We start from the raw sequence: 18239 nt of genomic DNA, 5'->3' as shown, positions 1-18239 counted from the left end.
CCACGTCCAGTTCAACTAAATTATTACCTGTTTTAAACCTTCAGCCCCTGTTTAATCAGTCGACATCCGGTCATAACAACTCATTTCGGCACACCATCCAGAGTGCAGCCTAACCTGCGATGCTCACCCGTAGAGCCGCAGCAATCGCAAATGGTGCAAGGGTCAACGCCATCACCAGAAACACCGCCAACCACAACAGGTGCCCTATATAGGGAGTGCCGTTAACCGCAGCCCCCACGGCCCCGGTGCCGAAAATCAACACCGGCACATAAAGCGGCAATATCAGCAAAGAGAGCAATACCCCTCCCTTCTTCAAGCCAACCGTCAGCGCCGCGCCGATGGCGCCGATCAAACTTAACAGGGGCGTCCCGAGCAGCAAGCTCGCCAGCATAGCAGGGTACCCCTCCCAAGGCAGAAATAGCACTACCGCGAGTAGCGGGAACAGCAAGGTAAGCAGTAACCCGCTCACCATCCAGTGGCTGACGACTTTTGCCAACACCAACAGATAAAGGGGATAAGGGCTCAGCAACAACTGCTCTAGCGAGCCGTCATCATAATCGGAACGAAACATCGCATCCAGCGATAAAAGGGTCGCCAACAAGGCTGCCACCCAAATAATTCCGATCGAGATCTCTCCCAAAAACTCCTTATCCGGGGTCACACCCAGGGGAAACAGGGTGGCAACCATAATAAAAAAGATCAGGGGGTTGGCCAGGTCGCTTTGGTTGCGCAAAGCAAGGCGCAGGTCACGCCGCAACACCATGGCACAGGACTGCCACAAGCTTGGCTTGGATTGCTTTTCCATCATCATTACTGCTCCCTGGCGGCCAAGCTGATGCGTCGAAGATCGGGATAGATCATCGCCAGATCGTGGTGAGTGGTCAGAATGATCGCTCCGCCCCGTTCGGCGTGATTAACCAGCAGCTGTTCAAGGGCCGCTACACCGGATTTATCGATCGCGGTAAAGGGTTCGTCCAGAATCCACAGGGGTTGACGTGCCAGGTGCAGGCGCGCCAAAGCAACCCGGCGCTGCTGGCCGGCAGAGAGACTATGACAGGGGACATCCTCGTAGCCGTAGAGGCCGACTTTCTCCAGCGCGTCATTCACTTCATCGTCACCGACAGTGACGTGCAGACCGCAATACCAGGCCAGATTTTCCTGAGGGGTAAGCTGCGCCTTGACCCCGACACTGTGGCCGGCATACAGCAGCTCACTAAAATAGCTTTCGCGATCATCCCGGATGGCGACGCCACGCCAGTGAATCTCGCCCTCGAAATCGGCGGACAGGCCACACAACGCCCTCAGCATTGTGGTTTTTCCGCTACCATTCGGTCCTTCGATCTGCAGAATCTCACCCGGGCTTAGATCAAAATCCAGCGCCCGGAACAACACCCTGTCATCTCGCTCACAACCCAGCTGACGTACTTCTAGAAAGGGGTCCAAACGACACTCCGTTTATTTGTCAGGTTTACCGACCTCGATTATGGGTGACACCGAGTCGAAATCGAGGCGTTTGCATATAAAGACTCCGACGCGCATCACTTTTAAGCGCTTGGCATTATATACAAATAGTTTCCAAAACTGATGAGCCTAGTCAATAATAGTGCCACAACGAGACGCCATCGGCACTTCTTCCGACTATGTCCATTGACCCACCCAAGCCAACCCCTCCTCGCCCTCCAGTAAACGCGACCTCGCCGCTTATAGGCATCCACGATGGCGAAGCCAAGGGCAGTGACCGTAACGCCCCCCCCAGCCCGAACCCCGTTGGCAATCTATTACAGGCGATCAAAGAGCGCTCTCCCCCCGAACTCGTTCTCACCATAAAGGCGATCCAGAGTTACCTGCCGGGTAAAGAGCCCGTGATTGAATTAACCCGGGACCCCACCCTGTTGGTACGGGCGCTGGTTGCCGGTAAGGAGTTGCTGCTGGCCACTCGCCAGCTGCCGCCGCCCAATCAGCCCCTGGTGCTGGTCGCAAAAGAGGGGGTTCTCAGCTTACAGGTCCAGCAGAGCCCTGCCGCCGACAGCAGCCGCTCCCAGCTGCTGCAGCAGCTACAGCAGCTGATACCCTACAGCCGCCGCCCGTTGGTGGAATATATTCGCCAACTGGCCAGCCTTAGCCCGCCCTCCACAGCGCCACCGGCGACGCCCGCGCTGCATAGCCGGGAAACGCTCCAGGCGCTGCACACACTGGCTCAGCAGTTGCCGACTCCGGCCAGTTTGAGCACTCCGCTCTCGGTACGCGAACAGTTACAGCGTAGCGGCCTGCATCTCGAAGGGCTGCTGGCACAACAGTCGCCACGGGGAAGCAGCCCCTCACCATCGAATACTGTTAACCCTCAAGGCCCGCCGGCGGGCGCCGCCTCTGCCAGCGCCCCGGACCTTAAAGCCGCATTACTCACTACCCTGCAGACGGTCGCTGCATCCGGTACCGGCGCACCCAAGGGTAACCCGCCGTTGCTGCAGCTACTGGCGCTGTTGATGCCAGCGGCCAAACCCGTAGCATCCTCCGGCACCCCCTATGGTGGTGAACATCTCCCTTTGACCCCACCCCATTTTCCCCAGTTTACGACGGCGACGCCCTCCACCGACGCCAGGATCACCAGCAACGAATCCAGTCCACAGCAGCTAATGTTGCATCTGGCCACAGCCCTGGCACGATTGCAGACGCAGCAGATACTGAGCCTCGTGCAACAGCAAACCGCCGGTGCCGACCCCGGGGCGCCACTTAACAGCTGGCTCTACGAGCTACCCGTGCGCAATGAGCAACAACTCGACAGCATCCAGCTACTGATCGAACAATACGCCCACCAAGAGAAGAAAAAACGCTCCGAGCAGAGCTATCGCTGGCAGATCAACCTGGCCTTCGAGATCGCGCCACTGGCCCCCTTCCAGGCCCTCATCAGCCTCATCGACAACCGCGCAGCGATCACACTATGGGCAGACGCGCCCCAGACTTTGCAGATGCTGGGAAATGAGATCGGAGGGCTGCACACCGCGCTGACAGCCGCAGGACTGGAGGTAGAGGAGCTGCGCTGCAAACGGGGCCTGCCTATTCCGCGCGAAACCCGGCTGGCGCGATCACTGGTCGATATTCACACCTGACTAACGCCTGATCCAGCTCCAGTTTTCATCGGAGCCCTCTTCTCCCCGGGGCCGAAAACGGAAATAGATCTCGGGCGGCTCTCGCAGATGATTGACCAGGCCCGAGTCAAAGTTGGGTTTAAGGGTGCGAATATACCGCAGCACCGCCCTGATCTGCCTCGACTCCAGTTTTTCCCCCCACCCCGGCATCTGACCCCGGCCGTCGGTGATGCTGCCGAGTAGCTCGCCATCCGTCTTGTGCAGCCGTTCCCCCAGGGCAAAAGAGGGGGAGTGGCGATAGTAAGCAATACCACTAAAACCGTGGCAGCCCGCGCAGAAGGTGATAAAAGTATGCTCACCCAGCTGATGCTCCTGGGGGTTATCAACCAACGTGGGAAGCGGCCGCGGGGGAATATCGCCCCCATTGAGGATAAAGCGTTGCCGAATATAGTCGAGCACCTTGAAGCTATCGCGCACCGAGAAGATCCCCTCCCAGCCCGGCATATTGCCCTTGCCGTTCAGCACCGATTGCACCAACTCGTAATCATCCCTATTCAGTCGATCGTAGCGTGCAAAGGAGGGCACCCCCTCATGGGCCGCCCAGCCATTAAACCCGTGGCAACCCGCGCAGAGCCCCAGATAGACCCTTTCACCAAAGCGGTAGTCGGTTTCCTCAGGGCTCTGGGGGGGGATCTGTTCCCCCAGAAACAGACTGTAGGAGCGACTTGCGAGCACCGTATCTTCAGGGCTCGACAGATTGGCAGCCGCGAGACTAAACCAAAGATTACTCTCCTTGCGATCAATGAAACCCTCGGGCACGCCCGGTAGCGCGCCACTGTGAAAAATACCGAGGTTACGGGCCGCCACATAGTACCCCTGCTCGGCAGATTCATGGAACCAATCGTGGGCGCCCTTATGATTGCGTTCGACCCCCTCACCATAGAGCAACATGTAGCCGACAAAGTTTTGCGCCTCGGGGTCTCCAAGCTCTGCCATCTGCAAAAACTTCTGGTAGGTGGTTTCCACCGCGGTGGCCGCAATGGCGACCCGGGGCTGGGGCAGCACTGCCAACAGTAGGCCGATCGCAATGGCACCTAACCCGCTTATTTTGATCACCCAGCGTGACCCCATCTACCCCCCTCAGAATTACGTTCCCTGTAACCCGTCTGATCCACGTTTCCACAATCTCACCGCAAAGCGGTCCCTGCCACAATGAGCCAGCTCAATAAAGCGAGGGATTACAGCCCTAAAATATTGGCGTAGCATGAGAGTATGAAGCAAACCCCACCGCCTCCCCCACCGCGCAACGCCGTCGCCCTCGAATACGACGGGGAGAGCGCACCTCAACTCTCCGCCAAGGGGGAGGGTGACCTGGCTGAACAAATTATTGCTATTGCCCGCGAGCATAAGATCCCACTCTACGAAAATCCCGAACTGGTACGACTGTTAAGCCAGCTGGATCTGGGGGAACAAATCCCCCAGAACCTGTACATCTGCATCGCACAACTGATCGCCTTTGCCTACCGCGTTCAGGGCAAGGCTCCTCCCGGCTGGACCGACCCCGGAGAGACCTGAACCCGGAGCAACTGCTAGCGTTCGGCCCAATGGTACTGCTCTCGAGTGGCGGTTTTTATCGGCATATCCCACGCCAACCATGAGTAATAACCGTCGCGGAAGTAGTAGACCTGGGTATACCCCCACTTTGCTGCAAGGTAGCTGGCAAAGGCGCTGCGCTTGCAATCGAGATCATTACAGTAGATCACCAGGGGGATATCACGCTCCATATACCCGGGGTAAAACAGCTTGCCGAAGTCCCGTCGCAGTTCCATATGTCGAGCCCCCTCGATGTGCCCCCAACGCCATTGCCGATCACCACGCACATCCACAAACACGGCTCCCGCATCGTAGAGCTGTTTTGCCTGGTGCACGTTAATGGTGGTCGCCCCGATGACATTGAATGGCGATTCGAGCGCCACCGCATTATAAGCCACCATGTAACACAACAAGACCAGTAAACGAATAAGTGCGCGCATATCCAACTCCCTCTTTCTGACGCCGCTGCCCTCAGTTTAGCGAGACCTGTATTCCATCAACGGAACCAATAGTGCTAAGACCAACTTTTTTACTCAATTATTATCTATGAGTCGTTGTAGCCCGGTTCCAAAACCAAGCTGAGACTTGGCACACAATTGTAGCCACCGCTTTTGGATAGACTCATTAGCTAGCTGTGATAATGTAGGTCGGTCATAGGCGCTGCAACGCGGTTACGGCTATCCGCTCACCTCATCAATCAAGGTCGCATTACCCCTTCGTGAAAACGCTGTTGATCAATTGGCTCCTTACCCTGTTTAGCACCCGCTTTCTGGTACTGCTACTGGCCGGGATGGTAATGGCAGCCCAAATACCCTTGCACAGCCTGAACCAGTACTGGTTGCAGTGGAGCTCCTCGATTCATTCCCAGTCCGGGGTCTCCACCCACCCACGCCCGCTTGAGGTGACCCTGCCTGCAGCAGTCCGCAGCAACGCGGTGGGACACCCGGTGCTCTCAAACAGCCTGTTTGCCCTGATGCAACAACAGATTCAACAGGGAGGAACAGCGGTCCTGCTATTACCCTCCCCGCCACTGCTTTCCGCTACCGCGCTCGCAGAGCTGGATGCAAAGGCGAAACTGGTAAGCCGACAAAAACAACTCAGCGCCTGGCAAAAGAGCGGCCAACTGATCATCGGGGTTTCTCCATCTGCGGCACCCGCCTCCATGACCAAAGACAAACAACGGGTCGTGGCGGATCCGGCAGCCTCCAGCACGCTTCTGCCTCCGCCAATCAGCCGCGCACTCAACCTGCAACCACCGGAACTACCCGCGACCGATGGGGCGCACAGCGGTATAGCGCTATGGCCAGGCGCGTCTCCCGAGGAGTACGGCTATCCTCTGATCTACCAGAGCGACCAACAGTGGTACGCCAGCGTACTGCTACCGCTGGCCCGCCAATACCTCTCCCCCGCTTTACAGTGGGTACCCAACAGAGGGTTCGTCAATCGCAGATCTGGCGACACCAGCCCCCTCGTAAGCGCCAGTGATGGCCGAATATTTGCCCTTGTCCCCAACGGTGATATGCCGCCCACCGAGGCGGTAAACCTGAAGGAGGCCTCGAGCCTCGCCGGTCCCAAGGTGCTGCTGGTTATTGATGCAACCCTGAATGGCCAGGGCAGCGCCCTGACCGCTGCCATTCAGGCACTGCAACACCAGCACTATCTGCGCAGTGTTCCCTGGAACAGGGGGGCCGAGACAGTCGGATTGCTGCTGATAACGGCGTACCTGCTATTGGTGATGCCCCTCCTTGGCCTGTTGCGCGGCGTTGCCTGTACCCTGGCGCTGGGCATCTCCCTGATGGCAGGCCAGTTGATACTGCAACGCCTGTACGGTTATTGGGTACCGCTTGCCGAGCCGCTCGTGCTGTTGCTAGGGGGCGCAGCCCTGATGATGATTCAGGTGCGACAGCAGCAGCGCTACAAACAGCTGCAACAGCGTTTCCAGGCGCGTTCCCTGCAGCTTGGCAGCACCCTCTACCATCAGGGACAGCTGGATGAGGCGGCTTCTGCCCTCGATGGCTGCGATACCAGTGAAGCCCTGCTGGGCCTTACCTACGATATTGCCCACCAGCAGGAGCAAACCCAGGATCTGCAAGGGGCACTGGTCAACTACACCCGCATTCAACAACGTAAACGCCAGTTCAAGGATGTGGGCAAGCGCATCGCCAAACTGAATGGCGAACTCGGGGACACTCTGGTCGATGTCCCGTTGGCCACAACACAAACCATGATGCTTCCCGAGCAAAATGGGACTACCCCCCATTTGGGCCGTTACGAAGTGGTCCGCGAAATAGGTCGTGGGGCGATGGGCGTTGTCTACCTCGGACGAGATCCGCGCATTGCTCGCAACGTAGCGATCAAGACACTGACCTACGCCCAGTTCGAGCCCACCCGTATCCCTGAAATGAAATCCCGTTTTTTCCGTGAAGCGGAAGCCGCCGGACGCCTTAACCATCCCAATATCGTCACCGTGTTCGACATGGGTGAGGAGCCCAACCTCGCCTTTATCTCGATGGATTACGCCAAGGGGTCGCCCCTTAACCGCCACTGCAAGCCGGGCAGTCTGCTGCCGGTGAAGACCGTGTACCGAATCGTTGCCGATGTTGCCGATGCCCTCAGCTACGCGCACCAGAACAAAATTGTGCACCGGGACATAAAGCCCGGCAACATCATGTTTGACGCCGATAGCGGTGAGGTCAAGGTGACCGATTTTGGTATTGCCCGTATCAGCGACGACTCCCAAACCCGAACCGGCAGTATATTGGGCAGCCCGCTCTACATGTCCCCCGAACAGATCAAGGGGGCCAAGGTCACCGGCGCTGCCGACATCTACAGCCTGGGGGTTACTTTTTACCAACTATTGACCGGGGAGCTGCCCTTCAATGGGGAAAACATTGCCTCCTTGACCCACCAGATCGTCAACAGCAAATTCAAAAGTGTGCGCACGCACCGCAGCGACCTTCCTGCCAGTGCGGTCCGCATCGTCAATAAAGCGCTACAAAAGAAAACCAGCGACCGCTATCAAGACGCCGCCGAGATGGCCGAGGCGCTGCGCAAATCCATCACCAAAGAGTTCGCTCGCGAACCCGCCTGACACTGGAGAACATCATGGCAACACTGGCTCAACTGATCGATGACGTCGTGGTCAATCGCGTGGAGATCGACCAACCCGAAACCACCATCGGTCGCCACCCGGACAATGACATAGAGATCAGTGAAGCGACGGTGAGCAGTCACCATGCGCGCCTGCTCCGCGAACCCAACTCGGCTATCCGCAGCGTTATGGATATCTATATCGAGGACCTCGGCAGCACCAACGGCACCTTTGTGAACAACCAGGCGGTCAACGGCCGCTGCAAGTTGCACAATAACGACCTGATTCGTATCGCCTGGAACCACTTCAAGTTCGTCGACGACACCGAAAGCACCCTTGAGCAGACGGTATTCAGTATCGATACCGAATAGACTCGGGTCGACGGGTGGCAAATCGGGCAGGCTGGCTGACACAAGCGCGACTCGCCGCTACAATACGCCGCCCTCTGCCTGCAGGACCCACCCTTGAACCAGTTTGACGTCATTATCATTGGCGCCGGAGCTTCCGGCCTGATGTGCGCCCTCACCGCCGGAGCCCGTGGCCGGCGAGTATTGCTCCTCGACAAGAGTAATAAGCCGGGCAAAAAGATCCTCCTCTCCGGCGGAGGACGATGCAATTTCACCAACCTTGATCTCTCCGCCAACAACTACCTCGGCAACAACCCCCACTTCTGCAAATCGGCCCTCAGTCGTTATACCCAATGGGATTTTATTTCGATGGTTTCCAGCCAGGGCATCCCCTGGCACGAGCGCGATCACGGCCAACTGTTTTGCGATGAAAGCGCCAAAGAGGTGCTGGCCATGCTACTGCGCGCAGCCGATGAGGCGGGTGTCGAGATCCGCACCCACTGTAGCGTAGAGAGGATCGAACACGATGGAAGCTATCAACTGCGAACCAGCCTCGGGAACTTCACCGCCCAATCGCTGGTAATCGCCACCGGCGGTCTCTCCTTCCCCACCATGGGTGCCAGTGGATTTGGCTACGACGTCGCCCGACAGTTCGGACACAGCGTCACCGACACCCGGGCGGGGTTGGTTCCCTTCACCTTTAGCGACCAGACCAAAGGGATCTGCGAACGGCTGTCAGGAACGGCGATTCCGGTTACGATCCATTGCAAGCAGACCGAGTTCAGCGAAGCCCTGCTGTTTACCCACCGGGGAATGAGCGGACCCTCGGTGTTGCAGATCTCCAACTACTGGCAGCCGGGAGAGGCGGTAACGGTGGATCTGCTGCCATCCGAGTCCGCCGTCAGCCTGTTGCTCGAATTCAAGCGCCAGCACCCCAAGAGCCTGTTACGCACCCTGCTATCCCGCCACCTCCCCAAGGCCCTGGTCGCCGAACTGGAAAGCCTCTGGTGGAGCGAGTTGAGCCAAACCCCCATCGCCGAAATAGCGGACAAACGACTGCAACAGATTGGCGAGCACCTCAATGGCTGGCGACTGAAGCCATCGGGCACCGAGGGTTACCGCACGGCCGAGGTCACCCTCGGCGGCATCGACTGCGACGAACTCTCCTCCAAAACCATGGAGAGCAAGCGCCAGCCCGGACTCTATTTTATCGGCGAGGTGGTGGACGTTACCGGCTGGCTCGGGGGCTACAACTTCCAATGGGCCTGGGCCTCGGGCCACGTTGCAGGAGAGGTGGTTTAGGAACCCGCAGCGCAAAACCACCGCTTCCCTGCACGCTGCCTAGCTCACCCGAAAGCGATCAACCAGGGCTTTGAGCTCGATGGCTTTTAGGCTACCTGCTGGGTGGTGTCTACGATAGCGGCGGTTTCGTTGCTGCTTTGCGCAACCGCCTCGTTGACGCCTTCCCTCTTCAGGGAGGCAAGATCCTGTTCGCCGGTCCTCGGCAGTACAACAGCTATCTTGTAAGCATCTATACTGAGGGGGGCATGTTCAATCCCGCTCCAGTGGAAAACCGATGAAACGAGGCCATGGCCGCTACCAGATCGAGACAGACCACCAACTGGTGATCTGCAGGGGCTATGGCTCCTGGAATGAGGTCACCGCAAAGGCTTGGCTCGACGAACTCGCCGCCACTGTCGAGCAAGCGGGCCTGACCCACTGGTCCCATTATGTTGATGCCTCCCAGTGGAATCTGGCCAATCCGGAAGCCCTTCCCTATTTGCAACAGGCCGTTGAATGGGCGGTAGGCCACGGCGTACAGTACACCCTACTCTATACCGGCGAGGGCCTGATCAAACAGCATTTGATCGCTCAGGTGATGACCTATCACGGGCAAAACCGTACCAAACTCGTAAGCTCTCCCCGGGAGGCTGAAACCTTCCTCACCCTGCAGGGCTACCGTCTGTCCCGGGATCTGTAAGCGGTTATGCTTTGATCAGCGCTGCGAGGGGTTTACAATGCTCCACCGTTTTATTGCTGCCCCGTGAGGCCCTCCATTGTTCAACCAACTTGCCCTGAATGAGCGTCTGCTAAAAGCACTCGATAACCTTGGCTTTACCGAGCCGACCGAGGTCCAGCAGAAATCCATTCCCCACGCCCTGGCCGACAAAGATTTGCTGGTCTGCGCCCGCACCGGTAGCGGTAAAACCGCAGCCTTTGTGCTGCCCATTCTGCACCGCCTGCAGGAGTCCAGCAAACCCGGGAGCCAGGCCCGCGCGTTGATTCTGGTCCCCACCCGGGAACTGGCGCGACAGGTGATGAAAGCCTGCCAGCAGCTGGGGCAGTTCACCTTTATCAAAGCCGGTATGATCATCGGCGGTGAGGGCTTCAAGGAGCAGCGCGCGATGCTGCGCAAGAACCCTGAAATACTGGTCGCAACGCCGGGCCGACTGGTAGAACACCTGGAAGCGGAGTCTTTGCACTTCGACGACATTGAAGTGTTGGTGCTCGATGAAGCCGACCGCATGCTCGAAATGGGTTTCAGTGAGGACCTGGAAAAGATCTGCAGCGCCTGCACAGCAGATCGCCAGACCCTGCTCTACTCCGCCACCCTCAAACGGCGAGGCCTCAACGAAATTATCGGGCTGGCGCTCGATAACCCCGAATCCCTTATTCTCGACACCCCACGTAAACAAAAAAGTGATATCGACCAGCAGATGATCCTGGCCGACGACAACGACCACAAGAGCGCGCTGCTCGCCCACCTGCTGGAGCACGAACCCTTCGACAAAGCACTGGTCTTCACCAACACCCGTGAGCTAGCCGACCGCCTGTGCGGAAAATTACGCGGCCAGGGTCTCCCTGCCGGTGTACTCCACGGCGAAATGAACCAGCCCGAACGCAACCAGGCCATGCAGCTGTTTCGTGATGGCCACTTCAAGATGCTGATCGCCACCGACCTCGCCGCCCGGGGCCTCGACGTCAAGGGTATCGACCTGGTGATCAATTTCGATATGCCGCGCAATGGCGACGACTATATCCACCGTATCGGGCGTACCGGGCGGGCCGAAGCCGCCGGCGTTGCCATCACCCTGGTGTGCGCCTACGACTGGAATCTTAAAGCCGGTATCGAGCGCTACCTTAATACGGGACTGCGAAAACGCCACATCGACGGTTTGATCGCCAACTACAAGGGGCCGAAAAAACTGAAGAGCTCGGGCAAGGCGGCCGGTAGCAAAAAAAAGAGGTCCGCGATTGGTAAAAGAACCCCGGCGGGTAAAGATCCACGGGGCGCTAAAGCCAGCAGCAAGGGTTCCGCCCCCAAAAAGAGAGCCGGCACCGGTGACAACAGCACCCCATCCACCGACCGCCCCAAGGGCGCGCCCAAAAGCGCGCAAAAAACGCCATCCAAACCCAAGGCGTCCACAAAATCCAAACCCGCCGTCTGGGGACAGGACGCCGGTTTCGAGCCCCCAAAACGGCGTAAATAGCCTCTGGTACAGTGAGCGGCCTTGCCCCTAACGGGGCACCGCCCTTATCGCGGTTGTCCCGGTTGACGTTGCCGGTCTGGGTAAGGCTCTGCGCTCCCGACCCGGCACTCCTGTTTGCACCAAACCGTCCTGCGCCGACGGTCGCGCTCCACAGCCCTCCTGCATCTCACCGCTGACATGACGCATACCCCACTCCGCCCTTCTGGCGGCACCGCCCGGGGGTAGCTGGTCGTCATTCACCGTCGCCAGCATAAAGGTCGCCGGGTCACCCAGCGCTGATGGCTGGCCCATCAAACTCAGGTACCAGGCATCGCTGCCCTCGGCCAGCGCTTTGTTATCGGCCAAACAGCCGACCGATAACAGTAAAGAAGCCCTGACAAACTCATCGACCGTACCATCGGGCCGGGTAAACCCTTTCACCTGCGCCAGCCACAGTTGCTTATCCCACCGCGTCCAACGAAACCCAAAGGCCAGTGCGACACGCTCAAGGCTACTGGCCTGTTCATAGTCTGGTGCCGGCTCCGAAGCCTTGGCCTCGGCGGATAACGTGGCGGCCAACACGATAGCCACCACGAGGGCCAAAACTGTATCCGTTAAACGCCGCTGACCGCTCCCTGTCAATCGATGCATCCCTGACTCCTCCCTGAGTATGATGATCTCTCGTTTTATGCAGGACCCGCCGTCTATGCCGGAGCCGATGCACGGGAACTGATCATAGGGGCTATAGCGAGGCCACTGAAGGGATGGCAAGCCCCCGGCCCTGTGGGGAATCGGGCGTTCACCCTGTGAGCGATCGCGGGCTCGCTGTGGGCGTTATGCAACTATCCGCGGCAAAAAGGCAATAAAAAGGGCGCACAAAAAAGGGCGCAGCCCGCATGGGGGTGCGCCCTCATCACTGCAATGAGCCTGAACCCTAGTGGTTATGACCACCCACACCGTGGGCGTGACCGTGGGCGACCTCTTCATCGCTGGCGTCACGTACGTCAACCACTTCCACATCGTAATGCAGGTCCATGCCCGCCAACGGATGGTTGGTGTCTACATCAACATTGAAGCGACCGGCCTTAATGATAGTGACATGGCGTGGCCCCTGTTCGGTGTTCACGCTCACCACTGACCCGGGCACCAATAACGCTTTCTTTTTCACCAGCAGGTGCTTAATCGGAATACGCTGCTCGCTGTCCTCGACCCGCTCACCGTAGCCATCCTTTGCCACCACGACAGTGCTGAAGCTATCACCGACGGCGCGGCCATTCATCGCCATCTCCAGTCCGGGTATCATATTGTTGTGACCATGCAGATACGCCATGGGATCGCCGTCGTAGGAGTTCTCCAGCTCATTGCCTTCGCTGTCGTTCAAACGGTAATGGAACTGCACCACCTTATCGGCTTCAACCTTCATCTACAGATACTCCAAAGAGAAAAACGGGGGCGCACATTATCCGGTGCGTTCGAGGCATTGGCAACCATTGAGGGGCCAGCACAAGGCGACTATTTTCGCTCGAAGCGCAGCAACAGATTATTGGCGGGCATCGTCTCCTCGCCGAGGTAGCGCAGTCCCAGGCCGGCGGCGACATCGGAAATTTCTGCAATATCCTTGATACCACTGGCGGGATCCCGTTGGCGCAACCAGACATCCAGATCGCGGTTACCTGCACTGGTGTAGCGCCCCTCCCGATTAAAGGGGCCGTAGGCGCAAAAACAACGGCCCTGCTCCAGCGCATCGACGACCCCCCCCAGCAGTGCCTCCACCACCGACCAACCGACATAGTGCAGGGTATTGGCGGTAAATGCGCCGCTGTAGGTGCCCTCTATCGGCCACGGGCGGCGGCTGACATCGAGCTCGAACGCCGGCAAAAGATTGTCCAGCCCGGCCTCCTGACGCCAGAGCTCAATACCCGCCAGGGCACCGGCTAATTCGCTGGGCTGCCACTGCAGGTGCGGCATCCGCGCGGCCATATAGACCGCGTGCTGGCCGGTACCACTGCCTAACTCCAACACCCGTGACACCCCGGCAAAGTGCACCCGCAATGCCTCGCAGATCGCTTGCTGGTTACGCAGGCAGGGTTGGCTCAGGGGCTTTTCCATAGATTCTCCGTAGCATGCTCGCCATCGACCCGGGAGTAGTGCACTACGAGAGGGGGTCGCCAGCTTCATGGCCTCAGTGTATCACCGATGGATGCCCGCTAAAGCCCCTGAACAGCGCTGACCCTATCGACCTGGTTCGAAGGCTACCAATGGACCCGGGCCAGCGTTACCGGGCTCGGGTTGGTCCTGACCGGTAACGCACTGATGCCAGGGTTACGCTGGCCTGGGTGGCTGCGACCTCGAGTCCCGGAGTCGCAAGCCTGAAAACGCCCCCCAAAGCCCCTTGCGCCCGCGGTCGAACCTGCAATAATCCCTGCATATCCTGTTGAATCGCCTGCAACCTGACGGAGCCCCCCATGCACATTAACGCAGCCTTTGATGGCGGCAATATCGAGGTCATCAGCGCGGAGCGCGCCGACGACATTCAGCTCAATATCCGCGCTGACCACAACAGCGACTTCTATCAATGGTTCTACTTCCGCCTCAGCGGTGCCCGTGGTCAAACCTGCAACATGAAAATTCTCAACGCCGCCGGCGCGGCATACCCTGGCGGCTGGGAAAATTACCAGGCGGTAGCCTCCTACGATCGTCAACGCTGGTTTCGGGTACCGACCCGTTTCCATGAGGGCGTCCTCAGTATCATGCACGAGCCGGTTCACAACAGCGTCTACTACGCCTACTTTGCCCCCTATTCGATGGAGCGACTCGGCGACTTTATCGCCGGCTTGCAAACCCATCCCAAAGTAACGCAGCGCACCCTGGGGCAGACCCTCGATGGTCAACCGCTGGACCAGCTGGTGATCGGCGAACCCGGCGAGGGCAAGAAGAAGATCTGGATCCAGGCACGCCAGCACCCCGGAGAGACCATGGCCTCCTGGTGGATGGAGGGGTTTGTGCCACGCCTGATCGACCCCAACGACGCCATCGCCCGCGACCTTTTGGAGAGGGCCGTCTTTTATGTGGTGCCCAATATGAACCCCGACGGCAGCCGCCGGGGTCATCTGCGCACCAACGCCGCCGGGGCCAACCTTAACCGGGAGTGGCTCACGCCGACCGCGGAGAACAGCCCCGAGGTGTTGCTGGTACGCGAACAGATGGCCGCGATCGGCGTCGACTTCTGCCTCGACGTGCACGGTGACGAGACCCTGCCCTACAACTTTATCGCCGGCACCCACGGCATCCCCTCCTGGGATGAGAAGCGGCTGAACGTGCACAACGGCTTTGGCCAGGCCCTGCGCCGGGCCAACCCCGACTTTCAGCTGGTGCACGGCTACCCGGACAACAGCGCCGGTAATGCCAATATGAACATGTGCACCAACTACGTGGCCGAGACATTCGACTGCGTCGCGATCACCCTGGAGATGCCCTTCAAGGACACCGCCGACACCCCGCAGCCCCGTGAAGGCTGGTCTCCCGAGCGCTGCAAACGTCTGGGTGCCAGTGCGCTGGACGCGCTGCATGGGGTGATCGACCGGTTATAAACCACTTCCATCTGACTTACCGAGGCCGTCGATCCTGGCGGCCAGACGGCTGTTGTGTGGTATACTGGCAACCATGGCCAACGATACAAAAAACACTACAAAGACACTGTCCCTGACGGCTAAGAGAGCCTACGTCGCCAAGACGCGATCGATCAATTATCGCTCCAGCTTGCGATTAGAGGGCTTTGATCTGCCCGATGATACTGAGACTGTCGACGAACGAGCCGTTTCCAAGCAGCAGATCATCGATAAATACCGTTTAACCGCAGGCTAACCGTGGTTGGCAAGTATGGAACGGGTGATGACCCCGACTGCTATCCCGATAGCAAAACCCTCATCAACCATCTGAACATACAAAGTTCCGGTATTCTCGAACAGGCAGAGCGTGAAATCACCGAAATCTCGGCTTCCGAAATTGATTTCGCTCCGCCCCCCTATGACCTGAATTACCTACGGCAGATTCACAAAGTGCTGTTCCAGGAAATTTACCCCTGGGCGGGAGAGATCAGGCAGATCGACATTGCGAAAGGAGCCACCCGCTTTTGTAGCTGTGCCCGGATCATCCCCGAAGCCGATAAACTATTTGCCGAACTCCAGCGTAGAAATTACTACATTGACCTCGAAAAGAGTGAGCTGATTGGTGCTCTTGCCGAGCTGTACGGTAACCTCAACGTCGTTCATCCCTTCCGGGAAGGTAACGGTAGAACACAACGAATTTTATTCGAGCACTTGACCGTCAACTGCGGCTGGGAGATCCGCTGGGAATCGATTAGCGAGCAGGCGTGGGTTCAGGCCAGTATCGACAGTTACCACGGCGATTGCCGGAGTATGGAAACGATCTTTAAACGCTGTGTAGGCTCCCGGATTGGCGCTAGCTAAAAAAGGGAGGATTACCTACCGAGTAATTGACAATCCAGAAGGCAGGTTGCAGCCTGTCATGGGGCTCGGCGAGTGCTCGACAAGCGGGAACCCCGAAGGCTAGCATGGGTCCAACCAACCGGGTTTTAATTCCCCTGTTAAACTCACCCTGAACAGCAACCTGAGCACATCCCACCCATGGATCCCGTTACCCAAGGCATATTGGGCGCCACCCTCGCCCAGTCAGCCAGCAATCGCAAACTCCTTATCGGCGCTACGGTGCTGGGTATCGCCGGGGGTATGGCACCCGATCTCGATATATTAATTCGCTCCGAAACCGACCCGCTGCTGTATCTGGAGTACCACCGACAGTTTACCCACTCGCTGATTTTTATCCCCTTCGGCGGAGCCCTCGTCGGCCTGTTGATGCACGCCCTGCTGGGCAGACGATTCGGGTTGCGGCTGTGGCAAAGCCTGCTGTTTAGCACCCTCGGTTTCGCCACCCACGCCCTCCTCGATGCCTGCACCACCTACGGCACCCAGCTGCTCTGGCCCTTCAGCAGTATGCGAGTGGCCTGGAATACGATGTCGATCATCGACCCCCTCTATACCCTGCCCTTGGGGGCGCTGGTAATTGGCGCAGCCATTAAACGCAAACCGGCACTGGCCCGCATCGCGCTGGCCTGGGCGCTGATCTATCCCACCATCGGCATGGTGCAACGGGAGCGCGCCGAAGCGGTTGGGTGGGAGATCGCCAGCGCACGGGGTCACCAACCGATTCGGCTCGAAGCCAAACCCAGCTTTGCCAACCTGCTGGTGTGGAAAATTGTCTACGAAACCGAAGACCATTACTACGTGGATGCCGTAAGGGTCGCCCGCGGGCATAAGGTGTACGCCGGTCAGAATGTGGAAAAACTGGATATCCCCCGGGACCTACCCTGGCTCGACCCCGCCTCCCAGCAGGCCCGCGATATCGAACGCTTTCGCTGGTTTTCCAATGGCTATATCGCCAAGGACCCGGAGCATCCCAACCGGGTCGTCGATGTGCGCTACTCGGTCATCCCCAACGAGATCAAGGCACTATGGGGGATCGAACTGACCCCCAGCGCCGGCCCGCGCCAGCATGTACGCTACCAGACCGGGCGCGACACCAGCCAACGTAACCGCGACAAATTCTGGCAAATGGTGTTTGATTAGCGCTCTGGCCGATCACGAACGAAAGGCCTGCGCCACAACGACAGGGGGTGCACAGCGAACGCTGCCCCCTGCCCAAACCTGTACCCACCCCTGGAACCCTTAATGCCTGACCTGCAACTCACATTCACTACAAAGCCCGCTATCGCACCGGCGATGCTAAAAGCCCTGCTGCTACCGCGCAAAGGCTTCAACGCCCACACCGGGCTGCCACAGATTCACGCCACCTGGTCCGGCGCTCGCGTCGACCCCGATGCCCTGGGCCGCTACCTGACACTGCTGGGCTTACCCGCCAGCGAGACCCTGCCCATCCTCTACCCCCACGTAATGGCCGGGGGCATGCACATGCACATGCTGACCCATAAAGCGTTCCCGATCCGGCTATTGGGCGCGGTGCACCTCAAGAACCGCATCGTCCAGCACCGGGCGATTCGGGCCGACCAAGCCCTCACCTTCGATAGCCGCATGGGTGAAACCCGCTTGGTGGAAAAAGGCGTCGAATTTGATTTCACCACCGCAGTGATCGTAGAGGGTGAAACCCTCTGGCAGGAGACCACCACCTACTTTAAAGCCGGCACATTCGGCGGCCGCGACAACCCCAGCGCCAGCAAAAGTTTTGAGCTGGCCAGCCTGGAATCCGCCACCGACACCAGCCAATGGTCGATACCGACCGATCGCGGTAAAAAGTACGCCGCCATCACCGGCGACTACAACCCGATCCATATGTCGTCGTTACTGGCCAAGCTGTTCGGCTTCAAGCGCGACATCGCCCACGGCTTCGGGGTGCTGGCACAGGCGATCCACCACGCAACGCACAGCCGTACCGGGCAAGACAACCTACAGGTGGATGTGATTTTCAAAGGTCCTTTGTACCTGGGCAGTGATTTGCAGATCAAACAAAACCTGGAGCAGGACCCCTCCCGCTTCGATGTTTATTGCGGCACCAACCCGAAGCCAAGCATCTGTGCGGCAGTGGTGGAGCTGTAGAGGCCGGGGGGGTGCTCTGCTGG

At 58.6% G+C, this 18239-nt stretch carries 19 protein-coding genes; 12 read left to right on the top strand and 7 right to left on the bottom strand.

From position 1 onward, the window contains the following. Positions 1-109: 109 nt before the first annotated feature. Positions 110-811, bottom strand: coding sequence for a heme exporter protein CcmB (gene ccmB / locus ACP3PW_RS11210; protein ID WP_426416781.1), 702 nt, complete (start codon positions 809-811; stop codon positions 110-112). Then, a complete protein-coding gene (ccmA, locus tag ACP3PW_RS11205) occupies positions 811-1443 on the bottom strand; it encodes a cytochrome c biogenesis heme-transporting ATPase CcmA (RefSeq protein ID WP_426416780.1) in 633 nt (210 codons plus the stop codon). Before ccmA ends, ccmB begins: the two co-directional genes overlap by 1 nt. Positions 1444-1640: 197 nt before the next feature. On the opposite strand from ccmA, the gene ACP3PW_RS11200 reads away from it, so the two are divergent. Further along, positions 1641-3107 (top strand): flagellar hook-length control protein FliK, encoded by a 1467-nt coding sequence (locus ACP3PW_RS11200; RefSeq protein ID WP_426416779.1) that lies wholly within the window; start codon positions 1641-1643, stop codon positions 3105-3107. Here ACP3PW_RS11200 and ACP3PW_RS11195 read toward each other — a convergent pair whose 3' ends face one another. Beyond that, positions 3108-4217, bottom strand: a complete 1110-nt coding sequence (locus ACP3PW_RS11195; RefSeq protein ID WP_426416778.1) for a c-type cytochrome — start codon at positions 4215-4217, stop codon at positions 3108-3110. It abuts the gene before it with no gap. 141 nt (positions 4218-4358) lie between these two features. On the opposite strand from ACP3PW_RS11195, the gene ACP3PW_RS11190 reads away from it, so the two are divergent. Beyond that, entirely contained in the window at positions 4359-4661 is a 303-nt protein-coding gene (locus ACP3PW_RS11190) for an EscU/YscU/HrcU family type III secretion system export apparatus switch protein (RefSeq protein ID WP_426416777.1), read from the top strand. 14 nt (positions 4662-4675) lie between these two features. On the opposite strand, the gene ACP3PW_RS11185 is transcribed toward ACP3PW_RS11190, so the two are convergent. Continuing rightward, positions 4676-5119, bottom strand: coding sequence for a rhodanese-like domain-containing protein (locus ACP3PW_RS11185; RefSeq protein WP_426416776.1), 444 nt, complete (start codon positions 5117-5119; stop codon positions 4676-4678). 290 nt (positions 5120-5409) lie between these two features. On the opposite strand from ACP3PW_RS11185, the gene ACP3PW_RS11180 reads away from it, so the two are divergent. The 5 genes from ACP3PW_RS11180 to ACP3PW_RS11160 all read left to right on the top strand — a co-directional run bounded on the left by ACP3PW_RS11180 (position 5410) and on the right by ACP3PW_RS11160 (position 11608). Next, positions 5410-7770: a serine/threonine-protein kinase gene (locus tag ACP3PW_RS11180; RefSeq protein WP_426416775.1), complete on the top strand. Its 2361-nt coding sequence runs from the start codon at positions 5410-5412 to the stop codon at positions 7768-7770. A 14-nt stretch (positions 7771-7784) separates the two neighbouring features. Next, entirely contained in the window at positions 7785-8141 is a 357-nt protein-coding gene (locus ACP3PW_RS11175; protein WP_426416774.1) for an FHA domain-containing protein, read from the top strand. A 93-nt stretch (positions 8142-8234) separates the two neighbouring features. After that, positions 8235-9419 (top strand): NAD(P)/FAD-dependent oxidoreductase, encoded by a 1185-nt coding sequence (locus ACP3PW_RS11170; RefSeq protein WP_426416773.1) that lies wholly within the window; start codon positions 8235-8237, stop codon positions 9417-9419. Positions 9420-9693: 274 nt separating this feature from the next. Further along, positions 9694-10098, top strand: a complete 405-nt coding sequence (locus tag ACP3PW_RS11165; protein ID WP_426416772.1) for a hypothetical protein — start codon at positions 9694-9696, stop codon at positions 10096-10098. 76 nt (positions 10099-10174) lie between these two features. Next, a complete protein-coding gene (locus tag ACP3PW_RS11160; RefSeq protein WP_426416771.1) occupies positions 10175-11608 on the top strand; it encodes a DEAD/DEAH box helicase in 1434 nt (477 codons plus the stop codon). A 27-nt stretch (positions 11609-11635) separates the two neighbouring features. Here ACP3PW_RS11160 and ACP3PW_RS11155 read toward each other — a convergent pair whose 3' ends face one another. The 3 genes from ACP3PW_RS11155 to ACP3PW_RS11145 all read right to left on the bottom strand — a co-directional run bounded on the left by ACP3PW_RS11155 (position 11636) and on the right by ACP3PW_RS11145 (position 13696). Beyond that, positions 11636-12238 carry a hypothetical protein gene (locus ACP3PW_RS11155; protein ID WP_426416770.1) on the bottom strand — a complete coding sequence of 201 codons (603 nt, stop codon included), beginning with the start codon at positions 12236-12238 and terminating at the stop codon, positions 11636-11638. A gap of 283 nt (positions 12239-12521) precedes the next feature. Beyond that, on the bottom strand, positions 12522-13010 hold the full coding sequence (locus ACP3PW_RS11150) for an FKBP-type peptidyl-prolyl cis-trans isomerase (RefSeq protein ID WP_426416769.1): 489 nt from the start codon (positions 13008-13010) through the stop codon (positions 12522-12524). An 89-nt stretch (positions 13011-13099) separates the two neighbouring features. Beyond that, complete coding sequence (locus tag ACP3PW_RS11145; RefSeq protein WP_426416768.1) at positions 13100-13696, bottom strand: DUF938 domain-containing protein; 597 nt, start codon at positions 13694-13696, stop codon at positions 13100-13102. A 356-nt stretch (positions 13697-14052) separates the two neighbouring features. Here ACP3PW_RS11145 and ACP3PW_RS11140 point away from each other — a divergent pair, with 356 nt between their 5' ends. From ACP3PW_RS11140 to ACP3PW_RS11120, 5 genes are all read left to right on the top strand, one after another. Further along, positions 14053-15177: a M14 family metallopeptidase gene (locus ACP3PW_RS11140; protein WP_426416767.1), complete on the top strand. Its 1125-nt coding sequence runs from the start codon at positions 14053-14055 to the stop codon at positions 15175-15177. A 73-nt stretch (positions 15178-15250) separates the two neighbouring features. Then, entirely contained in the window at positions 15251-15451 is a 201-nt protein-coding gene (locus ACP3PW_RS11135) for a YhfG family protein (protein WP_426416766.1), read from the top strand. A 2-nt stretch (positions 15452-15453) separates the two neighbouring features. Then, positions 15454-16056, top strand: coding sequence for a Fic/DOC family protein (locus ACP3PW_RS11130; protein WP_426416765.1), 603 nt, complete (start codon positions 15454-15456; stop codon positions 16054-16056). A gap of 177 nt (positions 16057-16233) precedes the next feature. Next, positions 16234-17232 carry a metal-dependent hydrolase gene (locus tag ACP3PW_RS11125; RefSeq protein ID WP_426416764.1) on the top strand — a complete coding sequence of 333 codons (999 nt, stop codon included), beginning with the start codon at positions 16234-16236 and terminating at the stop codon, positions 17230-17232. 102 nt (positions 17233-17334) lie between these two features. Continuing rightward, entirely contained in the window at positions 17335-18216 is an 882-nt protein-coding gene (locus tag ACP3PW_RS11120) for a MaoC/PaaZ C-terminal domain-containing protein (protein WP_426416763.1), read from the top strand. Positions 18217-18239 lie beyond the last annotated feature (23 nt).

The sequence above is a fragment of the Aestuariirhabdus sp. LZHN29 genome (genome assembly GCF_049985285.1).
Classification (GTDB): domain Bacteria; phylum Pseudomonadota; class Gammaproteobacteria; order Pseudomonadales; family Aestuariirhabdaceae; genus Aestuariirhabdus.
Note: the sequence above shows the minus strand (reverse complement) of the source record. Positions and strands in the feature narration are given on the sequence as shown.

Bases quoted from the DNA above. Each gene is read 5' to 3' on its own strand.
- ccmB (WP_426416781.1), bottom strand. From the start codon at position 811: ATGATGATGGAAAAGCAATCCAAGCCAAGCTTGTGGCAGTCCTGTGCC.
- ACP3PW_RS11200 (WP_426416779.1), top strand. From the start codon at position 1,641: ATGTCCATTGACCCACCCAAGCCAACCCCTCCTCGCCCTCCAGTAAAC.
- ACP3PW_RS11195 (WP_426416778.1), bottom strand. From the start codon at position 4,217: ATGGGGTCACGCTGGGTGATCAAAATAAGCGGGTTAGGTGCCATTGCG.
- ACP3PW_RS11190 (WP_426416777.1), top strand. From the start codon at position 4,359: ATGAAGCAAACCCCACCGCCTCCCCCACCGCGCAACGCCGTCGCCCTC.
- ACP3PW_RS11185 (WP_426416776.1), bottom strand. From the start codon at position 5,119: ATGCGCGCACTTATTCGTTTACTGGTCTTGTTGTGTTACATGGTGGCT.
- ACP3PW_RS11175 (WP_426416774.1), top strand. From the start codon at position 7,785: ATGGCAACACTGGCTCAACTGATCGATGACGTCGTGGTCAATCGCGTG.
- ACP3PW_RS11165 (WP_426416772.1), top strand. From the start codon at position 9,694: ATGAAACGAGGCCATGGCCGCTACCAGATCGAGACAGACCACCAACTG.
- ACP3PW_RS11155 (WP_426416770.1), bottom strand. From the start codon at position 12,238: ATGCATCGATTGACAGGGAGCGGTCAGCGGCGTTTAACGGATACAGTT.
- ACP3PW_RS11150 (WP_426416769.1), bottom strand. From the start codon at position 13,010: ATGAAGGTTGAAGCCGATAAGGTGGTGCAGTTCCATTACCGTTTGAAC.
- ACP3PW_RS11145 (WP_426416768.1), bottom strand. From the start codon at position 13,696: ATGGAAAAGCCCCTGAGCCAACCCTGCCTGCGTAACCAGCAAGCGATC.
- ACP3PW_RS11140 (WP_426416767.1), top strand. From the start codon at position 14,053: ATGCACATTAACGCAGCCTTTGATGGCGGCAATATCGAGGTCATCAGC.
- ACP3PW_RS11135 (WP_426416766.1), top strand. From the start codon at position 15,251: ATGGCCAACGATACAAAAAACACTACAAAGACACTGTCCCTGACGGCT.
- ACP3PW_RS11125 (WP_426416764.1), top strand. From the start codon at position 16,234: ATGGATCCCGTTACCCAAGGCATATTGGGCGCCACCCTCGCCCAGTCA.
- ACP3PW_RS11120 (WP_426416763.1), top strand. From the start codon at position 17,335: ATGCCTGACCTGCAACTCACATTCACTACAAAGCCCGCTATCGCACCG.